The organism is Acinetobacter sp. CIP 101966, from assembly GCF_000369725.1.
Taxonomy (GTDB): domain Bacteria; phylum Pseudomonadota; class Gammaproteobacteria; order Pseudomonadales; family Moraxellaceae; genus Acinetobacter; species Acinetobacter lwoffii_Q.
The window spans coordinates 1,615,006-1,634,865 of record NZ_KB850160.1 but is presented as its reverse complement, the minus strand read 5'-3'; the positions used below and the strand labels follow the sequence as shown (position 1 = coordinate 1,634,865).

The following is a 19,860-nucleotide window of genomic DNA, read 5'->3' as shown; positions in this document are numbered from 1 at the left end:
TTTCGTCAGTTTCAAAATAGACCAAAATATGGGGCGAAAATGTTAATACAACGTGGTGGGTTAAAAGTCGTTGCAGGACTCGGAATATCAGGTGTTGCAGCAGTCAATTTCTTGCATAGTCAGGGCTACCGCGTTGCAGTAACAGATTCAAGAGCTAACCCGCCAGGGCATGACCAGATACCCGCTGAAGTTCAGACCAGTTTCGGTCAGTTTGATGCCGAGCTGTTGTTGTCTGCGGAAGAAATCGTGATCAGCCCAGGACTTGATCCTAAACTTCCTGAAATTCAGGCAGCCATCAACAAGGGCATTCCAGTAGTCAGTGAAATCCAGATTTTACGCCGTGCTACAGACAAGCCAATCGTAGCAATTACCGGTTCTAATGCCAAAAGTACCGTGACGACCTTGATTGGCTTGATGGCAGCGGATGCTGGTAAAAAAGTCGCTATCGGTGGTAACTTAGGTCGTCCTGCGCTAGACCTGACTAAAGACGATCCTGAGCTGTATATACTCGAGCTGTCCAGTTTTCAGCTGGAAACCACCTCAAATCTGGCGGCTGAAGTCGCGGTGGTGTTGAACATGAGTGAAGATCATCTGGATCGTCATGGCGATATGATGGGTTATCACACGGCGAAACACCGGATTTTCCAGGGTGTAAAAAAAGTCGTCTATAACCGTGATGACTCTTTGACCCGTCCTCTGGTGCCAGACGTAACACCGATACAAAGCTTTGGTCTAAATGCACCGGATATGAACCAGTACGGTATTCTCAAGGATACGGATGGCAGCATCTGGCTGGCGCGTGGTCGTGAGCGTCTGCTGAAAAGTACCGAGATGTATATGCAGGGCACGCATAATGTTGCCAATGCCTTGGCCTGTCTGGCGCTGGGTGAAGCGATTGGCCTGCCACTGGAAAGCATGTTGAATACCTTAAAGACCTTTAAAGGTCTGGAACATCGCTGTGAATTCGTTAAAGAAGTGCAAGGCGTACGTTATTATAATGACTCCAAAGGTACCAATATCGGCGCAACCTTGGCAGCACTGGACGGTCTCGGCATGGCCATTGAAGCCCAAGGCGGTAAAGTCGCGATTATTCTCGGTGGTCAGGGCAAAGGGCAGGACTTTAAAGCCTTGCGTGAATCATTAAGCAAATATGCCAAAGTAGCGGTATTAATCGGTGAAGATCGTCCCGTCATTGAAGCAGCGATTGCGGGTACGATTGAACTGATTCATGCGGACAGCTTGCAGCAGGCAGTAGAAATCTGCCAAAAGCACACTCAGGCACATGATGTCGTGCTATTGTCTCCTGCATGCGCAAGTTTTGATATGTTCTCGGGTTATCCTGAGCGTGGTCGCAAGTTTGTTGCGTATGTGAATGAACTCAATTAAGAATAACAAGGATTCGTGATATGGCTGGGTTTGCTCAGACTACGATCAATAAATTAAATCAATTTTATACGCAGTGGATACCTAGAATACCTGCTGAAGTGAATCCACGGAATGTATTGATTTTCTGTGTGTTGGCTTTGCTCTGCATTGGTTCGATCATGGTGGCATCGGCCTCGATGCCCTATGCAGAACGTATGCATGAAAATCCGTTTCACTATATTAGCCGACATGGGATTTCGATTTTTGTCGCTGCCGTAGCAGCTTTTCTGGCTTATAAAATCCCCTTAAAAGTCTGGTTTAATAACACTTTCTTTTTGTGGATTATTACCATCGTACTTTTGGTGGCCGTGCTATTTGTCGGGACGGAAGTCAATGGTTCCAAACGCTGGATTCGGATCGCAGGCTTTACCTTACAGGCTTCGGAAGTCGCCAAAGTGATGATGGCAATTTTTACTGCAGACTACGTGGTGCGCCGTGCGGAAGAAGTACGGAATAATATCAAGGGTCTGGTCCGTTTAAGTGCCATCATGGGTGCTACCGTCGGTTTGATTATTCTCGAGCCTGACTTGGGTGCAACCGTGGTAATTACCTTAACCATGCTTGGCGTGTTCTTTCTGGCGGGTGCGCCGTGGATTCAGTTCGGTGTGGCTTTTATGACCTTGGTCGGCGCATTTGCTGCCGCGATTCTGTTGGAACCGTATCGTCTGCAACGTCTGCTGTCTTTTTCGAATCCTTGGGAAGATCCCTTAGGCACCGGTTATCAGCTCTCTAATGCCCTTATGGCCTTTGGCCGTGGGGAGTGGGCAGGGGTAGGCTTGGGGCATAGTATCCAGAAAATGTCTTATTTGCCTGAGGCGCATACCGATTTCATGCTGGCAATTTTGGGTGAAGAATTTGGCTTTTTAGGCATTTCAACCATCCTGATCTTGTCCTTCACCATGCTGGTTTGCTGTATCCGCATTGGACACCGCGCCTTGCAGCATCAATATTTGCGTGCCGGCTATCTGGCTTATGGCATCAGTATCATTTTCCTGTTACAGATTCTGGTGAATGCCGGTATGAATATGGGCATGTTGCCGACCAAGGGTTTGACCTTGCCATTTATTAGTTATGGCGGTTCATCCCTGATTATCTGTGCGGTCATGATCAGTCTGATTCTGAAAATTGATTCGACCACGCGTCAGGTCAATCCAAGCCGCGAAGAATCAAGCTTCTAGATTGGAGTTTCGTCCTGGCTCTGGCTGAGCATGGTCCAGTACCGTGCTCGGCATTGCGGTTCCACAATTGGAACAGGTCACAAAAGCAGATTTAGGCTTGGAAAGTGGAATCAAGGGTATAAAAAATAAAGAAAAATAATTACGCTGCTGTTTTAGCTCATAGCCCGAACGAGTACGGCAGACCGGACACAGAAACTGGCTTTTCTCAATGGTTTTGGTTTTAGGGCCGACGCCAAAAATAAAAAACATACTCTTCTTCCTATCAATTTTTCATTCTAGAAGTCTAGCTTAAGTGAAAAGCTGTTTTTATAAATAGTGACCTTGTAGCTCAGTTGTATGTGGAATCCGCTCAATGTCCCATTGTACTACCGCCTGTTGCAGCATCCGATCGGGAGTGTCCAAATCAACTTCAGCCTGATGCAAAGCCTGAAGTGCCTGTTTTAATAATTGCGGTGCCTGAGTTAAATCCAGTGCTTGGGCCAGATTCTGTTTTGACAGTTTTTGCCCCTGATCATTCATTGCCAGCGGTAGATGCATATAGCTCAGACGCGGATAACCGAGTAACTGTCCCAGATAGATTTGCCGTTCGGTATTATCTAAAAGATCAGCTCCACGTACCGCATGAGTCATACCTTGCAGATAGTCATCGACTACTACAGCCAGCTGGTAATTCATAATGCCGTCACGACGTTTTAAGACAAAATCGCCCAGATCTTTTTTCAGTTCTGAACAGTGCTGACCTTGCAGCCGGTCTTCAAAACAGATTTCAACATCTTCAACTTTTAAACGGATGGCCTGATGCTCAAAAGCCAGACCCAAGTTGCGGCAGGTATCCTGATAGATATGGTTGGAACCGAGCATTTTACGGGTACATTGACAGGCATAGACTAGGTCTTGCTGACGTAATTGCTGGATGACGTCTTCGTAAATATCTAAACGGTCTTTCTGGAAAATGATTTCGGCATCAGGTTCAAGCTGAAAGGCATCCATGGCACGCAGGATATGCTCTTCGCTGCCGGGATAAATGCGGGGAATATCGGTGTCTTCAATCCGGACCAGCCATGTGCCTTGATTGGCTTTGGCATCGCAGTAACTGGCAACTGCGGTAATGAGGGAGCCAAAATGCAAAGGGCCGGTTGGCGATGGCGCGAACCGGCCCACATAAGCCATCCTGTTGTCCCCCTCCTTTTTTAAAGGAGGGGTTAGGGGAGGATTATTTACAGACATACTTAACCGTTATTTTGCTTCTCTTTGATCTCTGCAAGGGTTTTGCAGTCAATACATAAAGTAGCCGTTGGACGTGCTTCTAAACGACGCAAGCCAATCTCGATACCACAAGTTTCACAGAAACCATAGTCATCATTCTGGATTGCTTCGATCGACTGTTCGATTTTACGAATCAGTTTACGTTCACGGTCACGGGTACGTAACTCAATCGCAAACTCTTCTTCCTGAGTCGCACGGTCATTCACATCTGGAAGAGCAGTATTTTCGTCTTGCATCGTATTGAGGGTACGATCCACTTCTGACATCAACTCAGCTTTCCAAGCCAGCAAGATTTGGCGGAAATGCTGAAGCTGACCTTCAGACATGTATTCTTCATTTTTTTTAGGTTGATAAGGTTCAATACCAAATAAGCTAGCAGTAGAACCACCGTCAGTCGTTTTAGGCTTAGATTTGCGTACGCGCTTTGCAGCTTTCTCTTCTACAACATCAGTTTGATTGTCTAAGACTTGATTTTGGTTGTCATTCGCCATTTAGGGCATTCCTCATCTATGCGTATGATTGCTACGCAAAAAATATGGTGATATGCAGTTTTTTATCCACCCTGTAGAAAGATTATCCTCCTATGGGGGCCGTCATCATATAGACTTTTTATGCTTATTGATAGTCTTTGATGTCTGGACTATGCATATCACATTTCCTTTGGTTGCAATAAAGTAATGCAAAAAAAACAAATTGAAAAGTTAATAACCTGAAATTTCGGTATTAATATTTTGCTGGCTCAATGCCACCCGTTCAATATAGGTATCAAACTCACCATTTTGTTGCAAATGTAATACACGATAACCTGGTGCCGCCTGATCTAGCGCGAAATGTTCACTTTTAGGTTTAAACTGCACACTGGTCGATGGCGTGGATAAAAAGTAGATGCCATGCCATTCGTTGCAGGAATCCTGATGCACATGACCAAACAGAACCAGCTTGATATTATGATGCCGAGCCAGTACATCTTTTAAATCTTCAGCATTTTTCAGCCGGTGCTGATCAATCCAGTACGATTTCATCGCAAAAGGATGATGATGGCAAGCGACAATGACATGCTGATGCTTAAATTCAAGCAATAATTGGTCCAATTGATCGAGTTGAGCTTGTTCCACCCAGCCATCGATCTTGCCTTGAACGGCACTATTTAACAGGATCATGGTCCAGGTGCCAAAATGAATGGCATGTACCTGATTCGCATGCTGGTGAAAAGGGAACACCCGAGAATCGTCATGGTTACCTGGAATCTGATAATACGGCACGTTTAAAGACTGGACAAATGCTAAATAGCGTTGATAAGTCTGCTCGACCGGCACCTGTGCCAGATCACCGGTATGAATCAGTGCATCCATTTGGGGAAAGCGCTGTTGGATCTGCTGCATCACCTCGTGAAAACTCTGCTCGGGATTCATCCGGGCAAATTCCAGCTCTTCCCGATCCATCAAATGGGTATCAGAAATCTGGATAATGGTCCAATCTGGCTGTGTGTTTATGCTTGACTGCTGAAAACTCATGTCTTTCCCCTTAGACATATTCCTGCAGTATGAATATGTTGTTGCAACCATTGCAAGGCCATAATGACAGGTGCATTTCTTAAGCGACCATTCGTGAGCAAGGACGGAATATCAGCATAATCCAGAATATGCAGCTGGATATTTTCACCTTCATCCGGCATGCCAAAAATACCGCCCTGTTCAGGCAATTCGGTCTGCGCCACATATAAATGAAATAATTCGGAACATGCCCCGGCGGACGGATAGAAGCTGAAAATGTGCTGCAGCTCATCCAGGGTACAGCCTGATTCTTCGAGTGCTTCGCGACGGATGCATGTTTCAGGCGCTTCATCGCCATCCAGAACGCCAGCAATTACTTCGAGTTGCCAAGGAGAGTCGATATCATCCAGTCCGCCAATCCGGAACTGTTCGATCAGGCCGAATTTCTGCTGTTGATGATTGTACATCAGCACACCCGCTGCTTCTGGCCGATGAATCAGCTCACGTTGCAAAATAGGGGTTGAGCTTTCCTGATTAAATAAACGGTGTTTCAGGCTGACTTTTTCTACCTGAATAAATCCCTGGTACAAGAACTCACGTGCCTCTACGCTAAAGTCTTTTTTATTATAAGAGGCCTGTTTAATAATATTCATATGCTCAGATAGAATGAATTGATTTATTTTCATCCTATCTGAGTTTTTTTTGAAGACAACTGTTTTTTTTACAGTTTTATAGTTTGTGGTATAAATTTTGACCAGAGTTGTGGAAGCTGGCTTTCATCTGATTCATGCCGGCTTCAATTTCGGCCTGAGAGCTTGCCGGCTGATCAGGATTGGCCTGTTGACTGGCATAATCACGAACATTCTGGCTAATCTTCATTGAACAGAACTTTGGTCCGCACATGGAACAAAAGTGCGCGGATTTATGCGCGGCTTTCGGCATGGTTTCATCATGCATGCTGCGCGCCGTGTCCGGATCCAGACTCAAGTTAAACTGGTCTTCCCAGCGGAACTCAAAACGCGCCTTGGACAGGGCATTATCCCGGGCTTGCGCACCCGGATGACCTTTGGCCAGATCGGCTGCATGTGCGGCAATCTTGTAGGTAATAATGCCGTCTTTGACATCCTTTTTATTGGGTAAACCGAGATGCTCTTTAGGCGTCACATAACACAGCATTGCGGTGCCGTACCAGCCAATCATCGCGGCTCCTATTGCCGAAGTAATATGGTCATAACCCGGTGCGATATCGGTGGTGAGTGGCCCCAAGGTATAAAAGGGTGCTTCTTTACAGACTTCCAGTTGCAGATCCATATTTTCCTTGATCATATGCATCGGGACATGGCCCGGGCCTTCAATCATCACCTGAACATCATGCTCCCAGGCACGGTGGGTCAGTTCGCCCAAAGTTCGAAGTTCGGCAAATTGCGCTTCGTCATTGGCATCCTGCACACAGCCCGGACGTAGGCCATCGCCGAGACTAAACGATACGTCATAAGCTTTCATGATCTCGCAGATTTCATCGAAATGGGTATACAAGAAGTTTTCCTGATGATGTGCCAGACACCACTGCGCCATGATCGAACCGCCACGCGATACGATACCGGTCAAACGGTTGGCAGTCAGCGGTACATATCTTAAAAGCACGCCGGCATGAATGGTGAAATAGTCCACACCTTGTTCAGCCTGTTCAATCAGGGTGTCTTTAAAGATCTCCCAGGTCAGGTCTTCGGCCACACCATTGACTTTTTCCAGTGCCTGATAGATCGGTACGGTTCCAATTGGTACAGGAGAGTTGCGGATAATCCATTCACGGGTTTCATGAATATTCTGGCCGGTCGAGAGGTCCATGATTGTGTCTGCACCCCAGCGCGTCGCCCAGGTCATTTTCGAGACTTCTTCTTCGATACTTGAACCGAGTGCAGAATTACCAATATTGGCATTGATTTTGACCAAAAAATTACGCCCGATGATCATCGGTTCCAGTTCCGGATGATTGATATTGGCCGGAATAATCGCGCGGCCGGCGGCGACTTCCTGACGCACAAATTCTGGCGTAATTTCAGTCAGGTTTTTTGCACCAAAATTCTGGCCCGGATGCTGGCGCATATCGACACCATCGAGTTGACGTAGGTTTTCACGAATGGCAATGTATTCCATTTCCGGTGTGATAATGCCTTGCTTGGCATAATGCATCTGGGTGATGTTGCGGCCGCATTTGGCTTTGCGTGGTTTTTGAATATGCGCGAAACGGATCGCAGCGGTACGGATATCGCGTAAACGCTGGCGGCCAAATTCAGAACTGAGCTGATCCAGAATTTCACTATCGTTGCGCTGCTCAATCCAGCTTTCACGAATATTCGGCAGACCTTTGTTCAGGTCAATCGTCACATCGGGGTCAGTATAAACACCAGACGTGTCATAGACCATTAATGGCGGATTATGTTCACCGCCCAGACTGGTCGGGGTTTCACTTAAGGAAATCTCCCGCATCGGTACCTGAATATCAGGACGGGAGCCTTGCAGATAGACTTTACGTGAGGCAGGCAGAATTCGCGTTAAATCGCGTGCTTCCTGTTCATGAGCGGAGAGAGTGGTTTCAGAAGAAAGATTCGTTAACTGGTTCATGGCTATGATCCTTATGATGACATCAACGAATCAAGCACGACCAAAAACGTAGGCAGATTTATCCTGAACAGATAAAGCAAGGGCTGGGTTTTTAGCTGGCTTGATTCCTACGCAGGTATTAACCTGATCAGGTTCAACGGTACTCATGCTCAATTCCTGATAACGATAAAAGGAATCACATGATCTCAGCGAGGCATTACTCGCGCTCCGTCAAGCGAGGCTAAAGCTTAGCTCAGTTTAGGCAGAATAAACAGGTCTAAATCGCTCAACTTTAAACGAGGATTGATTTAGACATGGCGATATTGATTGAAGGTGAAACTGATCCCAACTAGATACAGATGGCATCGGTAAAGCAGTCTTTATCATATTTTTGTGAGGGCGGGCTGATCTGGGCATAGTACAGAATCTGTTCTGCTTCCGAGCGGTTTCTATAATCGGCAGGCAAGACTTGTTGGCGCTGTTCCGGAGTCATGTCCAGAAATTCCAGAAACAGGCGTGCCTGTGTGGACAGCGTTGATTTCTGGCCGTTTGATAGTCCAATAATAGTTTCCAGATGACTGGTATCCACAGCATAACGATCGCGATAATCTTCCGACACCGGGGATTGCTCGGTACCTCTAAACAGGAAATAGGTATATTGCTTCAGCAGATATTCAGCATCGCGTTTATAACTGCTATTCGGATAAGTCTTGAGATAGTCTTCCCAAAGCAGACTGCGGGCTGCAATATCAGTGGCTTCAATCTGCAGGCGTTTTTCCACCAGCACCGGTTCCATATTCTGTTCCGCCAGATTTTCAATAAAGGCTTTTTCAGCGGCCGGTAAATAAGGGGCAAAAATACGCGCCAGATATTCCGGACTGCGGCGATAATGTAAAGTGCCATCCCCCAGATCCAGCAGTTCTACATAAGCCTGCCCCTTGTGTTTTAACAGATACTGGTCACGTGAGGTGAGCTGTTGAAAATGCGCATGCTGAATGGTGGGATGCTGCGCCATTTCCAGTGCATACTGCTCAAAGGCGCGTTGCTGAAATTCGGTGCGATCCACCTTTAAAAAGCGCTGATACATTTCGGTAGAGCGCTGCATCAGTTGCTTCTGCTCCGCCAAGTCCATCAACGGCAGGCACACTTTAAGATCCTGATTAATCTGCTCCAGCGCAAACGTCGTGCGCTGGTCATTAATCTGGGACATATTTTTTTCAATATTCTGGCACATGAGGCTAAAGTCACTGACTGGACTTTGCGTTTGCTTCGCCTCAGTCTGTTCGACCTGGATCTGTGGATCTGAGGGCTGTTGGCAGCCCCCAAGAAGCAGCACGCTACCAGCAAGCACACAGGCTTTGAATATCGACGGGAATGGCATTAACACTATGCTTCAGGACTCTGTATATATAGGTGAATTCAGAAAATAACGGCCTTACTGGGAGATATTGTATAGATCAAACTAAAATACTATGTTTAGTATTGTGAATTGCTTTGTTACATTGCCGGTATGGGAGCCAGAAAATTGAATTAATGATGGATAAAAATTGATCTTTATATTAAAAAATTAATAAAAATCATACGTAAAAATTCAAGAGATCTCTTTAGTATGGCTTAGCTTAAAGCGCCAGAATTTTTTGATCTGAATGGCTGTTAGGGGTTAACACTATAAAATGAAATTAAAACGCAGTGTCATGGCCTGTTTATTGCTATTAATTAGTCCGGCGATTTTTGCCCTGGATTTACAAGAAGCGTATGCACGCGCCCAGCAAAATGATCCAAATTGGCAGGCGAATGTGTTGCAGTACCAATCTGATCAGCTCAATCTGGGGATTGCCAGCGGAAATTTGCTGCCGACCGTGACTTTATCTGGAAATGTGACCCGTAAAAACCAGTCCGTCAACAACTCAGAGTCTGAAGGTTTGCCTGCTGAATTTGGTGAGTTGCAAAGTTCCAGTACAACCAGCCGTCAGGTGGCCTTAACCGCACGCCAACCTTTATTTCGCTGGGATGCCTGGCAAGGTTATAAGCAGGTCAAGACCTCGGTCGAACTCAGTGAAGTCAATCTGCGTCTGCAAAAACAGCAGCATATTTTACAGGTGGCCGAAGCCTATTTTAATGTCTTGCGGCAGCAGTCTTTGACTACGGCTTATTTACAGGAAGAGCAGGCGCTGTCTGAACAGTTACGCATGATGAATGCTAAGCTGAAAGAAGGTTTGGTGGCGCGTAGTGAGGTCAGTGAAGCCAATGCCCAGTATCAAAGTGCCCAAGCCAACCGGATTTCGACTCAAGTTCAGCTGGTACTGGCCCAAGAACAGCTGGCACAGTTAATCGGCCCTTATCAGGAAAATCTGGCGGTATTACGCAACGATTTCCAGTTCCAGAAACCGGTTCCAAGTGATATGCAGTCCTGGACCGAATTAGCACAAAGCCAAAATCTGAATATTCTGCAAGCGCGTCTGCAAAAGCGCTATTCTGAAGATGCCAAACGGGTCGAACAGGCTGCGCTCTATCCGCAGGTCGAAGTGGTCGGAACCTATGGCTATTTAAAGCAAAGTCCGGCTACGATCATGTCCAGCAATGGAGATTTCGACCAGATTGGGGTGGAGGTGAACTGGAATGTATTTAGCGGTGGACGCACGCAAAAAAGTATCCGTCAGGCCGGCGTTAATGTGCAAAAAAGTGAAGCGCAACTGGATGCGGCTATCCGTAAAGCCAATACCGATGTGAAACAGTCCTTTATGCAGGTAGAAACCGATCAGGCCAAACTGAATGCACGTAAAGCCGCGATGGACTCTTCGGAAATTGTCTCACAAGCGTCCAGAGCCCAATATCAGGAAGGCTTAAAAACCATGGTCGATGTGTTGCTGGCACAGCGTAATGCCTTTTCTGCCAAGACCGATTATTTGAATGCCAAATATGATTATCTGTTGCATGTGCTGCAATTGCAGGCCTCGGTCGGGCAGTTAACCGAAAAGGAACTGGCAGAGCTGAATGCCTGGCTGATTGAATATGATTCGCCTCAGCCTCTATGAGGCTACTATTGTCATCAAACTTTCATCATGGATATGCTTTAATATGATTTATTATTGATCATTGTCCTCTATCGTTCAGGAGTAGCTTTCCTTGTGTCCAAATAATCCTGTATTAAGTCATCACATTTCTTCGCAATTTAATGAAGAACTGCAGGACGTAAATACCAAATTCATGACGATGGGCGGACTGGTAGAACAGCAGGTAGCTAATGCCATTCATGCCCTATTGGACACAGATGTCTCAATGGCAGTAGATGTGCAGTTTCAAGATAATGTCGTCAATCAGATGGAACGAGATATTGATGAAGCGCTGACCCTGATTCTGGCGCGCCGTCATCCTGCCGCGATTGATTTACGTATGGTGCTTGCCATGTCCAAGGCCAATACCGATCTGGAACGGATTGGCGATGAAGCCTCGAAAATAGGCCGAATTGCACAAAGCTTGTGTGAAGAGGGTAGCTCACCACGCGGTTATATGGAAACCCGGCATATTGGCAACCAGGTGCGGGTGATGATTCATGATGCACTGGATGCTTTTGCGCGTCTGGATGTAGATCAAGCTTTGAAGGTCATGTTGGCGGATGCGGATATTGACCGTGAATATCAGTCAGCCACACGTACGCTTATGACTTATATGATTGAAGACCCACGGCATATCAGTCGTGTCATCAATGTATTGTGGGTGCTGCGTTCACTCGAAAGAATTGGCGATCATGCCCGGAATATTTCGGAACAGGTGATCTATATGGTCAAAGGTTTTGATGTGCGTCATACCAGTGTTGAAGAAATTGAACAGAAAGTTCAGCGTTAAATCTTAAAAAATTAAAATAAAAAAACCTCCGTACCGGAGGTTTCTTTATTGAGATAGAGAAGCTAACTATGAGTTTCTTCCTCGGCATCATCTTCAAAAGTTTTGGCAATTTTTTCAATATTCAGGCTTTTGGCCATCGCATCAAAGATTTCCTTATACACGCCTTGCTGATGATAAAGCTGGTCGTGCTCGCCATGCTCAGCAATCGTTCCTTCTTTCATCACGTAAGTATAATCCGCATCAATAATCTGCGACAGGCTATGCGAAATGATGATCACGGTACGGCCTTGCTTGATCTGGTCCAGACTGTGTTTAATCTGTTCCGTGGCAATTGCATCTAGACTCGCCGTCGGTTCATCTAGAAAAATAATCGGTGGATTTTTCAGGAACATCCGTGCCAAGGCAATCCGTTGCTGCTGGCCGCCAGACAGCATCAAGGCATCGTTATCATAACCATCCGGTAACTGTAAAATCTGCTCATGAATCGAGGCTTTTTCTGCTGCCTCAATTACATCCTCCATTGAGGCAGTAGTTTTACCATAACGGATATTGTCAAAGATGGTGCCCTGAAAAATATGATTTTTTTGTAAGACCAGACCAATATGATCGCGTAGATATTGGGTGTCATAATCTTTCAGGTCAATGCCATCCAGTTTGATCTGACCTTGCTGTGGTTCATAAAATTTATCCAGCAAACTGATGAGGGTAGATTTTCCGGCACCCGATAAGCCCACCAAGGCGGTAATTTTATTGGGGCGAATTTCCATATCAATATCTTTCAGGGCATGGTGGCCGTTTGGATAATAAAAATTCACGCCACTCAGTTCAAATTTGCCTTGGACAATCGGTTTCTGCTGACCGCTTTGTTCAATTTCATCATCGGCCTCCAGAATTTTGAAAAAGCTTTCTGAATAGATCATGGCATCATTCACTTCATCATAAATCCGGTGCAGGGATCGAATTGGGGCAGAGACATTATTAAATAGCAGCACATGAAACATGATCATACCGATACTCATCTGGCCATCCAGCACAAAGTAGGAGGTTAAAATAATGATCAGTACAATCCCGATCTGTTCCAGAAAAGTTTTCAGGCCATCAAACAGGAAACTGGTCTGGCGGGTTTTCATCTGATTGTCGGTCAGTTCACGCTGTAAACCGAGCTGCTTTTCCGATTCAATCGATTCGCGGTTAAAAGACTTAATCACGGTAATCGAGTTGATGATACTGAGAATGCCCTGACTTTTTCTCTCCCGACCATCGCGAAGACTGCGGCGCCAGCCCCCGAGTTTTTGTGCCTGCTTATAGGTCAGCCAGAAATAGATAGGAACAATAGCAGTCGCGACCAGACCGACATACACATTGGCATAGTACATTAGCCCCAAAGCCACAATGGCACTGGTAAATAACGGTAAAATATCAATAAAGAAAATTTGCACCAGACGGGTCAGTGAGCCAATGCCACGGTCAATCCGGGTCTGTAATTTACCGGCCTGGTTATTTTCCTGATTAAAAAATTCCAGCCGATATTTTAAAAATTTTTCAATAATCCCTTGGGCCAGATCCTGAGAGACAAAAATCCGCAGTTTCTCTCCATAGAACTTCTGCCCGAACTGGACAAAGGCATTGATAATTTCTTTGCCGAGCAAAATCGCCGAAATCGTGATCAGAATATGCCAGCCTTGTTCCAGTCCTTGACCGGTTTCGAGTAGCGAATTGATGCTGTCGACCGCATATTGCAAGGTAATGGCATTGACCTGTGCGGTGAATGAGCCAATCAGGGTCAGAATCAGCGTGGCAATCACCAGCAACCGGTAAGGCTGAACAAAGGGACGAAGTTTCTGAAACAGCTGCCATAAGTTCATAAAAGGATTATTTTTATTGTGAAAGTTGAATTCAGTCTAGGCAGGAATTAGGCTAGCCACAAGCATAAATGTTGTAGTCATTTGTGAAGAGCAGTTGTAATCCTTTAGGTCGAATGTCAGTATTTTCATGTGGATACTGGATTGAATTGATATGACTCTCGATTTATTTGCACCCCAGCCGCAAGCCAATGTATTACCTTTTGATGGGGTAGTGGAGGATTATGGCCTGATTTTGGATCAGGAACAAAGCCAGCAGTATCTACAGCATTTTCTCAGTCAGCTGGCCTGGCAACATGATGAAGTGCATTTATTTGGCAAGCACCATGTCACAGGTCGCCAGGTGGTCTGGTATGGCGATGAACATTATCAGTATCGTTATTCTGGTACGCTCAAACAAGCTCAGGTATGGACACCCGGATTATTCCGTTTAAAGCAGCATATTGAAATTCTGGTCGGTCATCCCTTTAATTCCTGTCTGGCCAATTTGTATGAAGATGGTTCCCAAGGCTTGGGCTGGCATAGTGATGATGAGCCGGCGTTATATACAGGTACCTCTCGGGAAAATGTCATCGCTTCTCTAAGTCTGGGAGCTACCCGTAAAATGAGCTTTAAGCATAAAATTCACAGCGATAAAGTCGATGTGCTGTTACACAGTGGACAACTGATTGTGATGCGTGGCGCGACGCAGCAGCACTGGAAGCACAGTATCAGCAAAACCAGCAAAGTTTTAACACCGAGAATTAATCTGACTTTTCGTTATTTTTATCCTTAAGAAGCATTTTGGAGTGTAAAAAAGCACCCTAAAGGATGCTGATTTAAAAAAATTTAAAAACAGATTAAGGCGTGATTCCGGCAGGATGGCGATACCAGCTTTCAATCAACAAGGCAGCCGCAATACTGTCCGCAGAGAGTTTCTTGCCTCGACCTTGAGCTTGGTAATGATCCAGTTCATCGCGTGCTTCACGGGTGGTCAAACGTTCATCCACCATCCAGGTTTCAATATTGGTCTGATGACGTAAACGGCGGGCAAATTTTCGCGCCCGTGTCGACAGCTCCGATTCACTATCATCCATATTCAATGGTAAGCCGACCAGAAATAAATTGGGTTGATGGCTTTTCACGATTTTGAGTAGTTCATCCCAGTTGGGAATACCATCTTTCATGGGAAATAAGGGTAGGGGATTGGCACTAGCAATCAGGGATTGTCCGACCGACATTCCCATTTTTTGTGTACCAAAATCAAACGCCATAATGGTTTGTGGCGCGTTTACATCAGGCATGTCCAATCTCGGAAGATAACCAGTTGCGGTCTACCCCCATTTTTTTATAGGCAGCGTCCCAACGGTCGTTATAAGGTAAATTAAAAATCAGATCCATATCGGAATCACAAATCAGCCAGTCACCACGAGCAATTTCCTGTTCCAGCTGGTGTTTGCCCCAGCTGGCATAGCCAAGTGCAATCTGATAGCGACCAACGCCTTCATTATGCGCAATGGCATCCAGAATATCTTTCGATGTGGTAATACAGACATTCTCGCCTACGGCAATAGACGAATGCCAGGTCGGCTGACCGGTATGCAGGACAAAGCCGGCCTCAGGGCGTAATGGACCACCTTGCAATACTTCATGCGGATTGACATTGTCTGCTTCAATATCAAGATCATTCAGCAATTCTTTAATTTGAATGCCGGCAGGTCGATTGATAATGATGCCTTGCGCACCATCTTCATCATGCCGTGCGAGATAAATGACCGTCTGGGCAAAAAAATCATCATTCGCATGCGGCGGTGCAATCAGACAACGATGTGTCAGAAACTGTTTGGTCACCTGAGCAGTTCTCCTTAAAATTAATTTCTTCGCAGAGAAATCCTATGATCCTAATAGCTACGTTACTAGAGCTTCTTGGATTCACCAAATTTTATTTGTCCAGATTGTAAATATTTAAGCCTGCTGAAATTTCAGCTGACGTAACTGACGGGCATGTTGCAAGGTGGTTTCACTAATCTCTACACCACCTGTCATTCTTGCAAGCTCCTGAATTATTTCATTTTCTTCAAGATTGATAATCGTGCTGCTGGCAGGATCAGTCTGCTGTTTTTTCACCAGTAGGTGCTGATCAGATTGTGCTGCAACCTGCGCCTGATGGGTAATACACAGAATTTGTACATGTTGGGCCAGATCGGCCAGTAAACGCCCGACAATCTCTGCGGTACCACCACTGATCCCGACATCAATTTCATCAAAGACCAGCACTTCCGCTTCGGTTTTTTCCGCATTCATGACTTGCATCACCAACGCAATACGCGAAAGCTCACCACCTGATGCAACCCGGGCCAAAGGCTGTGCCGGAATGCCTTTATTGGCAGTAAAAAGTAGCTGGATAAAGCTCAGGCCTTCGCTAGATGGATGTTCCAGAGGCTCAAACTTAAACTCAAAATGTGCTTCAGGCAGTGCCAGCTGTTTGACCTGCTCAGTGAGCTGCTTGGCCAAAGGTGCTGCGGCTTCACGGCGAATCTGATCCAGATGTTGGGCTTTATCCAGAAATTCCTGATAAGACACTGCTACCTGTTCAGCCAGTGTTTCCGGATCTTCCAGTTGATGTAACTGTTCCAGTTCACTTTGCCAGGCTTCATATTCTTCTTTCAGTAATTCTGGCTGGGTACGATATTTACGTGCCAGACGATGGAAGATTTCTAAAGTTGAATTCAGTACTTCCATGCGTTCAGGATCAAAACTCTGCCGATCCATAAACTGGCGTAAATTCGCTGCTGCATCTTCAAGTTCGCTTTGAGCATTCAGTAGGGAAGTATAAATCCCGGAAAGCTGTTCACTGCGTCCGGCATGCGACTCAACCCGACGCATAATTGATGCCAGTTCCTGAGTGATATTCTGTTCAGCTTCATCCAGCACATTCAGGCTATAGACACAGTCCTGCATAATGGCTTCATGATGCGAGAGCCGATCAAATTCCTGTTCAATTTCAGGATAATCCGTCTGAACAATTTCTTCCAGTTCTTCGAGTTGCAGCTCAAGGGTTTCCAGACGCTGCTTGCGTGTCGCTTGTGCATCCAAAGCTGCCTGATGCTGGCGAATATTTTTTTGCCAAGTGCTATACGCATCACGTACTGCTTGAGCCGGCGCATAAAAATGATAATAACGATCCAGCCAGTGCTTCGGATAAGGCGGTTCCAGAAGTTGCTGCTGACTATGCTGGCTATAGAGTTGTACCAGTAAACGCCCAATTTCTTTCAGTTCAGACAGGCTGCTCGGACGTCCATTGATCCAGGCCTTGCTGCGGCCGGTAGCAAAAATCACCCGGCGTAAATGAATTTCACCTGATTCGTCATCCAGCTCATGTTCTTTTAACCATGCGGCTTCAGGACTGTGTTCCTGATAGCTGAAACTGGCAGTGACATCGGCTTTTTCTGAGCCATAACGTACATAATTGGTATCGGTTCGCTCACCCAAACAGGCAGACAATGCATCCAGTAAGAGGGATTTACCTGCACCGGTTTCACCGGTTAAAACGTTAAAACCTTTATCAATATCAATAGCAAGATGTTCAGCTAAAGCAAAATTGATCAGAGTTAAATGTGTCAGCATAAACGCATCCGGGCTGCGAAAAGTTTGATTGAAATAGCCTGATGTCGGATTGGGGTCGCAACATGGCTGTGATTATTATAAATCAGGACGAATCAATTTCATTCTATCTTAAATTTTAGCGATTTATATATGCTTATTTCACTGTATTTTCGCAAGAAGCTGACTCAGAAGTCCGTTAATGCACTGCTGATTTTCATATTTTTGACATCCCCAATCTTTAAATTAAAGATTCAATTGAGCCTGTTTTTAAAAGAGCGCGTGCAGATCGAAACTTAAGTTTATCTATCAGCAAAATACAGGCCAAAACATGCTGTAAATAGAAGGGGTTCAGGTGATACAGAATATTTGATCGACGCCGACAAACTTCGATTGATTAGTTGAGGGTGCACATTTAAACTACAGCAATCAAAATATTACAAAATGCTTTATCTGGAGAAATCGCATGTCAGCTCAGTTTGATCATGTATCTGTACTTAAAAAATCTAATGTATATTTCGGCGGGTTGTGTATTAGCCACATTGTACAATTTGAAGACGGGACCAAAAAAACTTTGGGTGTCATTCTGCCATCAGAAAATGCCTTGACCTTTGAAACACATGTTCCTGAGCGTATGGAAATTGTTTCAGGTGAATGCCGTGTTCAGATTGGCGATAGCGAAGAAAGTGAGCTGTTCCGTGCGGGGCAGTCTTTCTATGTGCCGGGCAATAGCCGTTTTAAAATCGAAACCGATGATGTGCTGGACTATGTCTGCCATTTTGAAGGTTAAGTCCAGATTCAAGATCAGTGTAAACCGGGCAAGAAATTTCAGTGCGAATCGGTTAAACTAATCAGCTATAGAAATCCTGTGAAGTCAGCTTTACGGGATTTTTCTTTTGTATATAACTAATCTAGAGGTCGTTCATGGCAAAACCTGAATATTTTTATGGCGTACATTCAGTGGAGTCATTGTTAGAGCTTGAGCCTGAACGTGTCTTGACATTATTCACTCTCAAAGGACGCGATGATCAGCGTTTAAAGCGTGTACTGGAACTGGCTGAACCGTTTGGGATCAGTGTGCAGCAAGCCAGCCGTGACAAACTGGAGAAACTGGCCGGGCAACCGTTTCATCAGGGGGTCGTAGCCGCAGTTCGTGCTCATCCAACCCTGAATGAAAAAGATCTTGAATCCTTGTTGAGTGCGAATCCTCAAGCGTTGTTATTGGCCCTCGATCATATTACCGATCCGCATAATCTCGGTGCCTGTATCCGTACAGCCGCTGCAATGGGCGTTGAGGCAGTGATTGCGCCACGTGATCGTTCTGCAACGTTAACCCCGACTGCACGTAAAGTGGCTGCAGGTGGTGCGGACAAAGTCAAATTCATTCAGGTCACCAATCTGGCGCGTACTTTGGGTCAAATCAAAGAAGATTTTAATGTTCGTGTTGTCGGAACTATGCTGGATGAAAAAGCGCTGCCGATTCAAAATTTTGATTTTACCGGTACTGGCGTCTGTATCGTGATGGGTGCGGAAGATACTGGCCTACGTCCAATTACGCAAAGCCAATGTGATCAGACCGTGTATATTCCGATGGCAGGTAATCTGCAAAGTCTGAATGTCAGTGTGGCTACAGGCATGGCGCTGTATGAAGCCTGCCGTCAACGTAACCTTTAATTGATGATGGCATTGTCAGACCGTACCCAAGGCTATGTTTTTTTAGTTGTTACCATGTGCATCTGGGGCGGTTTTACTTTAACAGCCCGCCTGAATGCGCTGTGGCAGATCAGTGCTTGGGATATTGTGGCCTTGCGTTTTTCTTTGGCCTTCCTGATTCTGATGCCGATCTTGCTTTATCGTAAAGAGGCCGCTTTTTTACTGAAAAAAGAGCCTTTTATTTTAGCTATGATTGGCGGGGTGATTTATTGCCTGTTTGCCTATAGTGCTTTTCACTACGCACCTACCGCCCATGCTGCAATTTTCTTGAATGGCTGTATTCCGATCTGTACCGCGATCATGGCTTTTTTTCTGATGGGGCAGGCTTTTGATAAACATACCTGGGCCAGCCTGATCATTATGATCGTCGTACTATGTCTCATGAGTATGCTGATGTATCGGGAAACTGGTGTAGCCTTTGGGGCAGGGGACGGGCTGTTTTTTATCAGTGCCATACTTTGGGCGATTTTTACTGTTTTATTGCGTAAATATCAGCTAACTGCATGGCAGGCAATGTGTGGTGTCGCGATCTGGTCGGCAGTGATATATGTGCCGATTTATCTGCTATTTTTACCGAAAAATTTGAGTGTGCCTGAACCCAAGCATTTACTGTTTCAGACCATTTTTCACGGCATATTTGTGGTGATTATTGCTACTTTAAGCTATGTAGAAGCCATCAAGCGTCTTGGTGCATTTAAGGCAGGCAGTATTACCAATCTTGCACCTTTTATTGCGGCAATTCTGGCTGTACCTTTATTAAATGAAACTTTAAGTCTGGCCATGGTGTGTGGCCTGATGGGTATGGCCGTCGGGGCCTTACAGCCGTGGCGCTGGTTACAGCATCAGGACAGTCTGAGCCGAAAATTAGCAGAACAAAAAAAGCAGTCTTAA

Annotated in this window: 19 protein-coding genes and 1 riboswitch; of the genes, 8 read left to right on the top strand and 11 right to left on the bottom strand. The window is 45.6% G+C overall.

Going from position 1 to position 19,860, the window contains the following annotated elements; all coding sequences use genetic code 11:
* Positions 1-39 precede the first annotated feature (39 nt).
* Complete coding sequence (gene murD, locus F891_RS13995) at positions 40-1,386, top strand: UDP-N-acetylmuramoyl-L-alanine--D-glutamate ligase (protein ID WP_034439633.1); 1,347 nt, start codon at positions 40-42, stop codon at positions 1,384-1,386.
* Between the two features lie 20 nt (positions 1,387-1,406).
* Positions 1,407-2,603, top strand: coding sequence for a putative lipid II flippase FtsW (gene ftsW / locus F891_RS13990; RefSeq protein ID WP_004281069.1), 1,197 nt, complete (start codon positions 1,407-1,409; stop codon positions 2,601-2,603).
* Here the strand turns inward: ftsW and F891_RS13985 are convergent.
* From F891_RS13985 to F891_RS13955, 7 genes are all read right to left on the bottom strand, one after another.
* Positions 2,592-2,852: a zinc ribbon domain-containing protein gene (locus F891_RS13985; protein WP_004281070.1), complete on the bottom strand. Its 261-nt coding sequence runs from the start codon at positions 2,850-2,852 to the stop codon at positions 2,592-2,594. The two genes, ftsW and F891_RS13985, sit on opposite strands and share 12 nt — an antisense overlap.
* A 57-nt stretch (positions 2,853-2,909) precedes the next feature.
* Positions 2,910-3,830: a tRNA glutamyl-Q(34) synthetase GluQRS gene (gluQRS, locus tag F891_RS13980; protein WP_004281071.1), complete on the bottom strand. Its 921-nt coding sequence runs from the start codon at positions 3,828-3,830 to the stop codon at positions 2,910-2,912.
* Between the two features lie 2 nt (positions 3,831-3,832).
* Positions 3,833-4,360 (bottom strand): RNA polymerase-binding protein DksA, encoded by a 528-nt coding sequence (dksA, locus tag F891_RS13975; RefSeq protein ID WP_004281072.1) that lies wholly within the window; start codon positions 4,358-4,360, stop codon positions 3,833-3,835.
* Positions 4,361-4,570: 210 nt separating this feature from the next.
* Entirely contained in the window at positions 4,571-5,383 is an 813-nt protein-coding gene (locus F891_RS13970) for a metallophosphoesterase (protein WP_005263931.1), read from the bottom strand.
* A complete protein-coding gene (locus tag F891_RS13965) occupies positions 5,380-6,015 on the bottom strand; it encodes an NUDIX domain-containing protein (protein ID WP_004281075.1) in 636 nt (211 codons plus the stop codon). Before F891_RS13965 ends, F891_RS13970 begins: the two co-directional genes overlap by 4 nt.
* 76 nt (positions 6,016-6,091) lie before the next feature.
* Positions 6,092-7,987 carry a phosphomethylpyrimidine synthase ThiC gene (gene thiC / locus F891_RS13960; RefSeq protein ID WP_004281076.1) on the bottom strand — a complete coding sequence of 632 codons (1,896 nt, stop codon included), beginning with the start codon at positions 7,985-7,987 and terminating at the stop codon, positions 6,092-6,094.
* A gap of 87 nt (positions 7,988-8,074) precedes the next feature.
* Positions 8,075-8,207, bottom strand: a riboswitch (TPP riboswitch).
* Positions 8,208-8,315: 108 nt separating this feature from the next.
* Complete coding sequence (locus tag F891_RS13955) at positions 8,316-9,347, bottom strand: hypothetical protein (RefSeq protein WP_004644924.1); 1,032 nt, start codon at positions 9,345-9,347, stop codon at positions 8,316-8,318.
* 292 nt (positions 9,348-9,639) lie between these two features.
* Here F891_RS13955 and F891_RS13950 point away from each other — a divergent pair, with 292 nt between their 5' ends.
* Positions 9,640-11,001, top strand: coding sequence for a multidrug efflux outer membrane protein AbuO (locus tag F891_RS13950; RefSeq protein WP_004281078.1), 1,362 nt, complete (start codon positions 9,640-9,642; stop codon positions 10,999-11,001).
* 91 nt (positions 11,002-11,092) lie between these two features.
* Complete coding sequence (phoU, locus tag F891_RS13945) at positions 11,093-11,812, top strand: phosphate signaling complex protein PhoU (RefSeq protein ID WP_004281079.1); 720 nt, start codon at positions 11,093-11,095, stop codon at positions 11,810-11,812.
* Between the two features lie 62 nt (positions 11,813-11,874).
* Here phoU and F891_RS13940 read toward each other — a convergent pair whose 3' ends face one another.
* A complete protein-coding gene (locus F891_RS13940) occupies positions 11,875-13,677 on the bottom strand; it encodes an ABC transporter ATP-binding protein (RefSeq protein ID WP_004281080.1) in 1,803 nt (600 codons plus the stop codon).
* Between the two features lie 151 nt (positions 13,678-13,828).
* Between F891_RS13940 and F891_RS13935 the strand changes: the two genes are divergently transcribed.
* Positions 13,829-14,449: an alpha-ketoglutarate-dependent dioxygenase AlkB family protein gene (locus F891_RS13935; RefSeq protein WP_004281082.1), complete on the top strand. Its 621-nt coding sequence runs from the start codon at positions 13,829-13,831 to the stop codon at positions 14,447-14,449.
* Between the two features lie 64 nt (positions 14,450-14,513).
* On the opposite strand, the gene ruvX is transcribed toward F891_RS13935, so the two are convergent.
* From ruvX to recN, 3 genes are all read right to left on the bottom strand, one after another.
* The gene (gene ruvX, locus F891_RS13930; protein ID WP_004281083.1) at positions 14,514-14,957 is read right to left on the bottom strand and encodes a Holliday junction resolvase RuvX; all 444 of its coding nucleotides are present in this window, start codon (positions 14,955-14,957) and stop codon (positions 14,514-14,516) included.
* Positions 14,950-15,504, bottom strand: coding sequence for a YqgE/AlgH family protein (locus tag F891_RS13925; protein ID WP_004281085.1), 555 nt, complete (start codon positions 15,502-15,504; stop codon positions 14,950-14,952). The genes ruvX and F891_RS13925 overlap by 8 nt, the downstream gene beginning before the upstream one ends.
* Before the next feature lie 114 nt (positions 15,505-15,618).
* Positions 15,619-17,280 carry a DNA repair protein RecN gene (gene recN / locus F891_RS13920; RefSeq protein WP_004281087.1) on the bottom strand — a complete coding sequence of 554 codons (1,662 nt, stop codon included), beginning with the start codon at positions 17,278-17,280 and terminating at the stop codon, positions 15,619-15,621.
* A gap of 442 nt (positions 17,281-17,722) precedes the next feature.
* Between recN and F891_RS13915 the strand changes: the two genes are divergently transcribed.
* The 3 genes from F891_RS13915 (at position 17,723) to F891_RS13905 (ending at position 19,860) form a co-directional block, all read left to right on the top strand.
* Entirely contained in the window at positions 17,723-18,046 is a 324-nt protein-coding gene (locus F891_RS13915; RefSeq protein ID WP_004281089.1) for a pyrimidine/purine nucleoside phosphorylase, read from the top strand.
* Between the two features lie 134 nt (positions 18,047-18,180).
* Positions 18,181-18,930 carry a 23S rRNA (guanosine(2251)-2'-O)-methyltransferase RlmB gene (gene rlmB, locus F891_RS13910; protein WP_004281091.1) on the top strand — a complete coding sequence of 250 codons (750 nt, stop codon included), beginning with the start codon at positions 18,181-18,183 and terminating at the stop codon, positions 18,928-18,930.
* 6 nt (positions 18,931-18,936) lie between these two features.
* Positions 18,937-19,860 (top strand): DMT family transporter, encoded by a 924-nt coding sequence (locus tag F891_RS13905; protein WP_004644926.1) that lies wholly within the window; start codon positions 18,937-18,939, stop codon positions 19,858-19,860.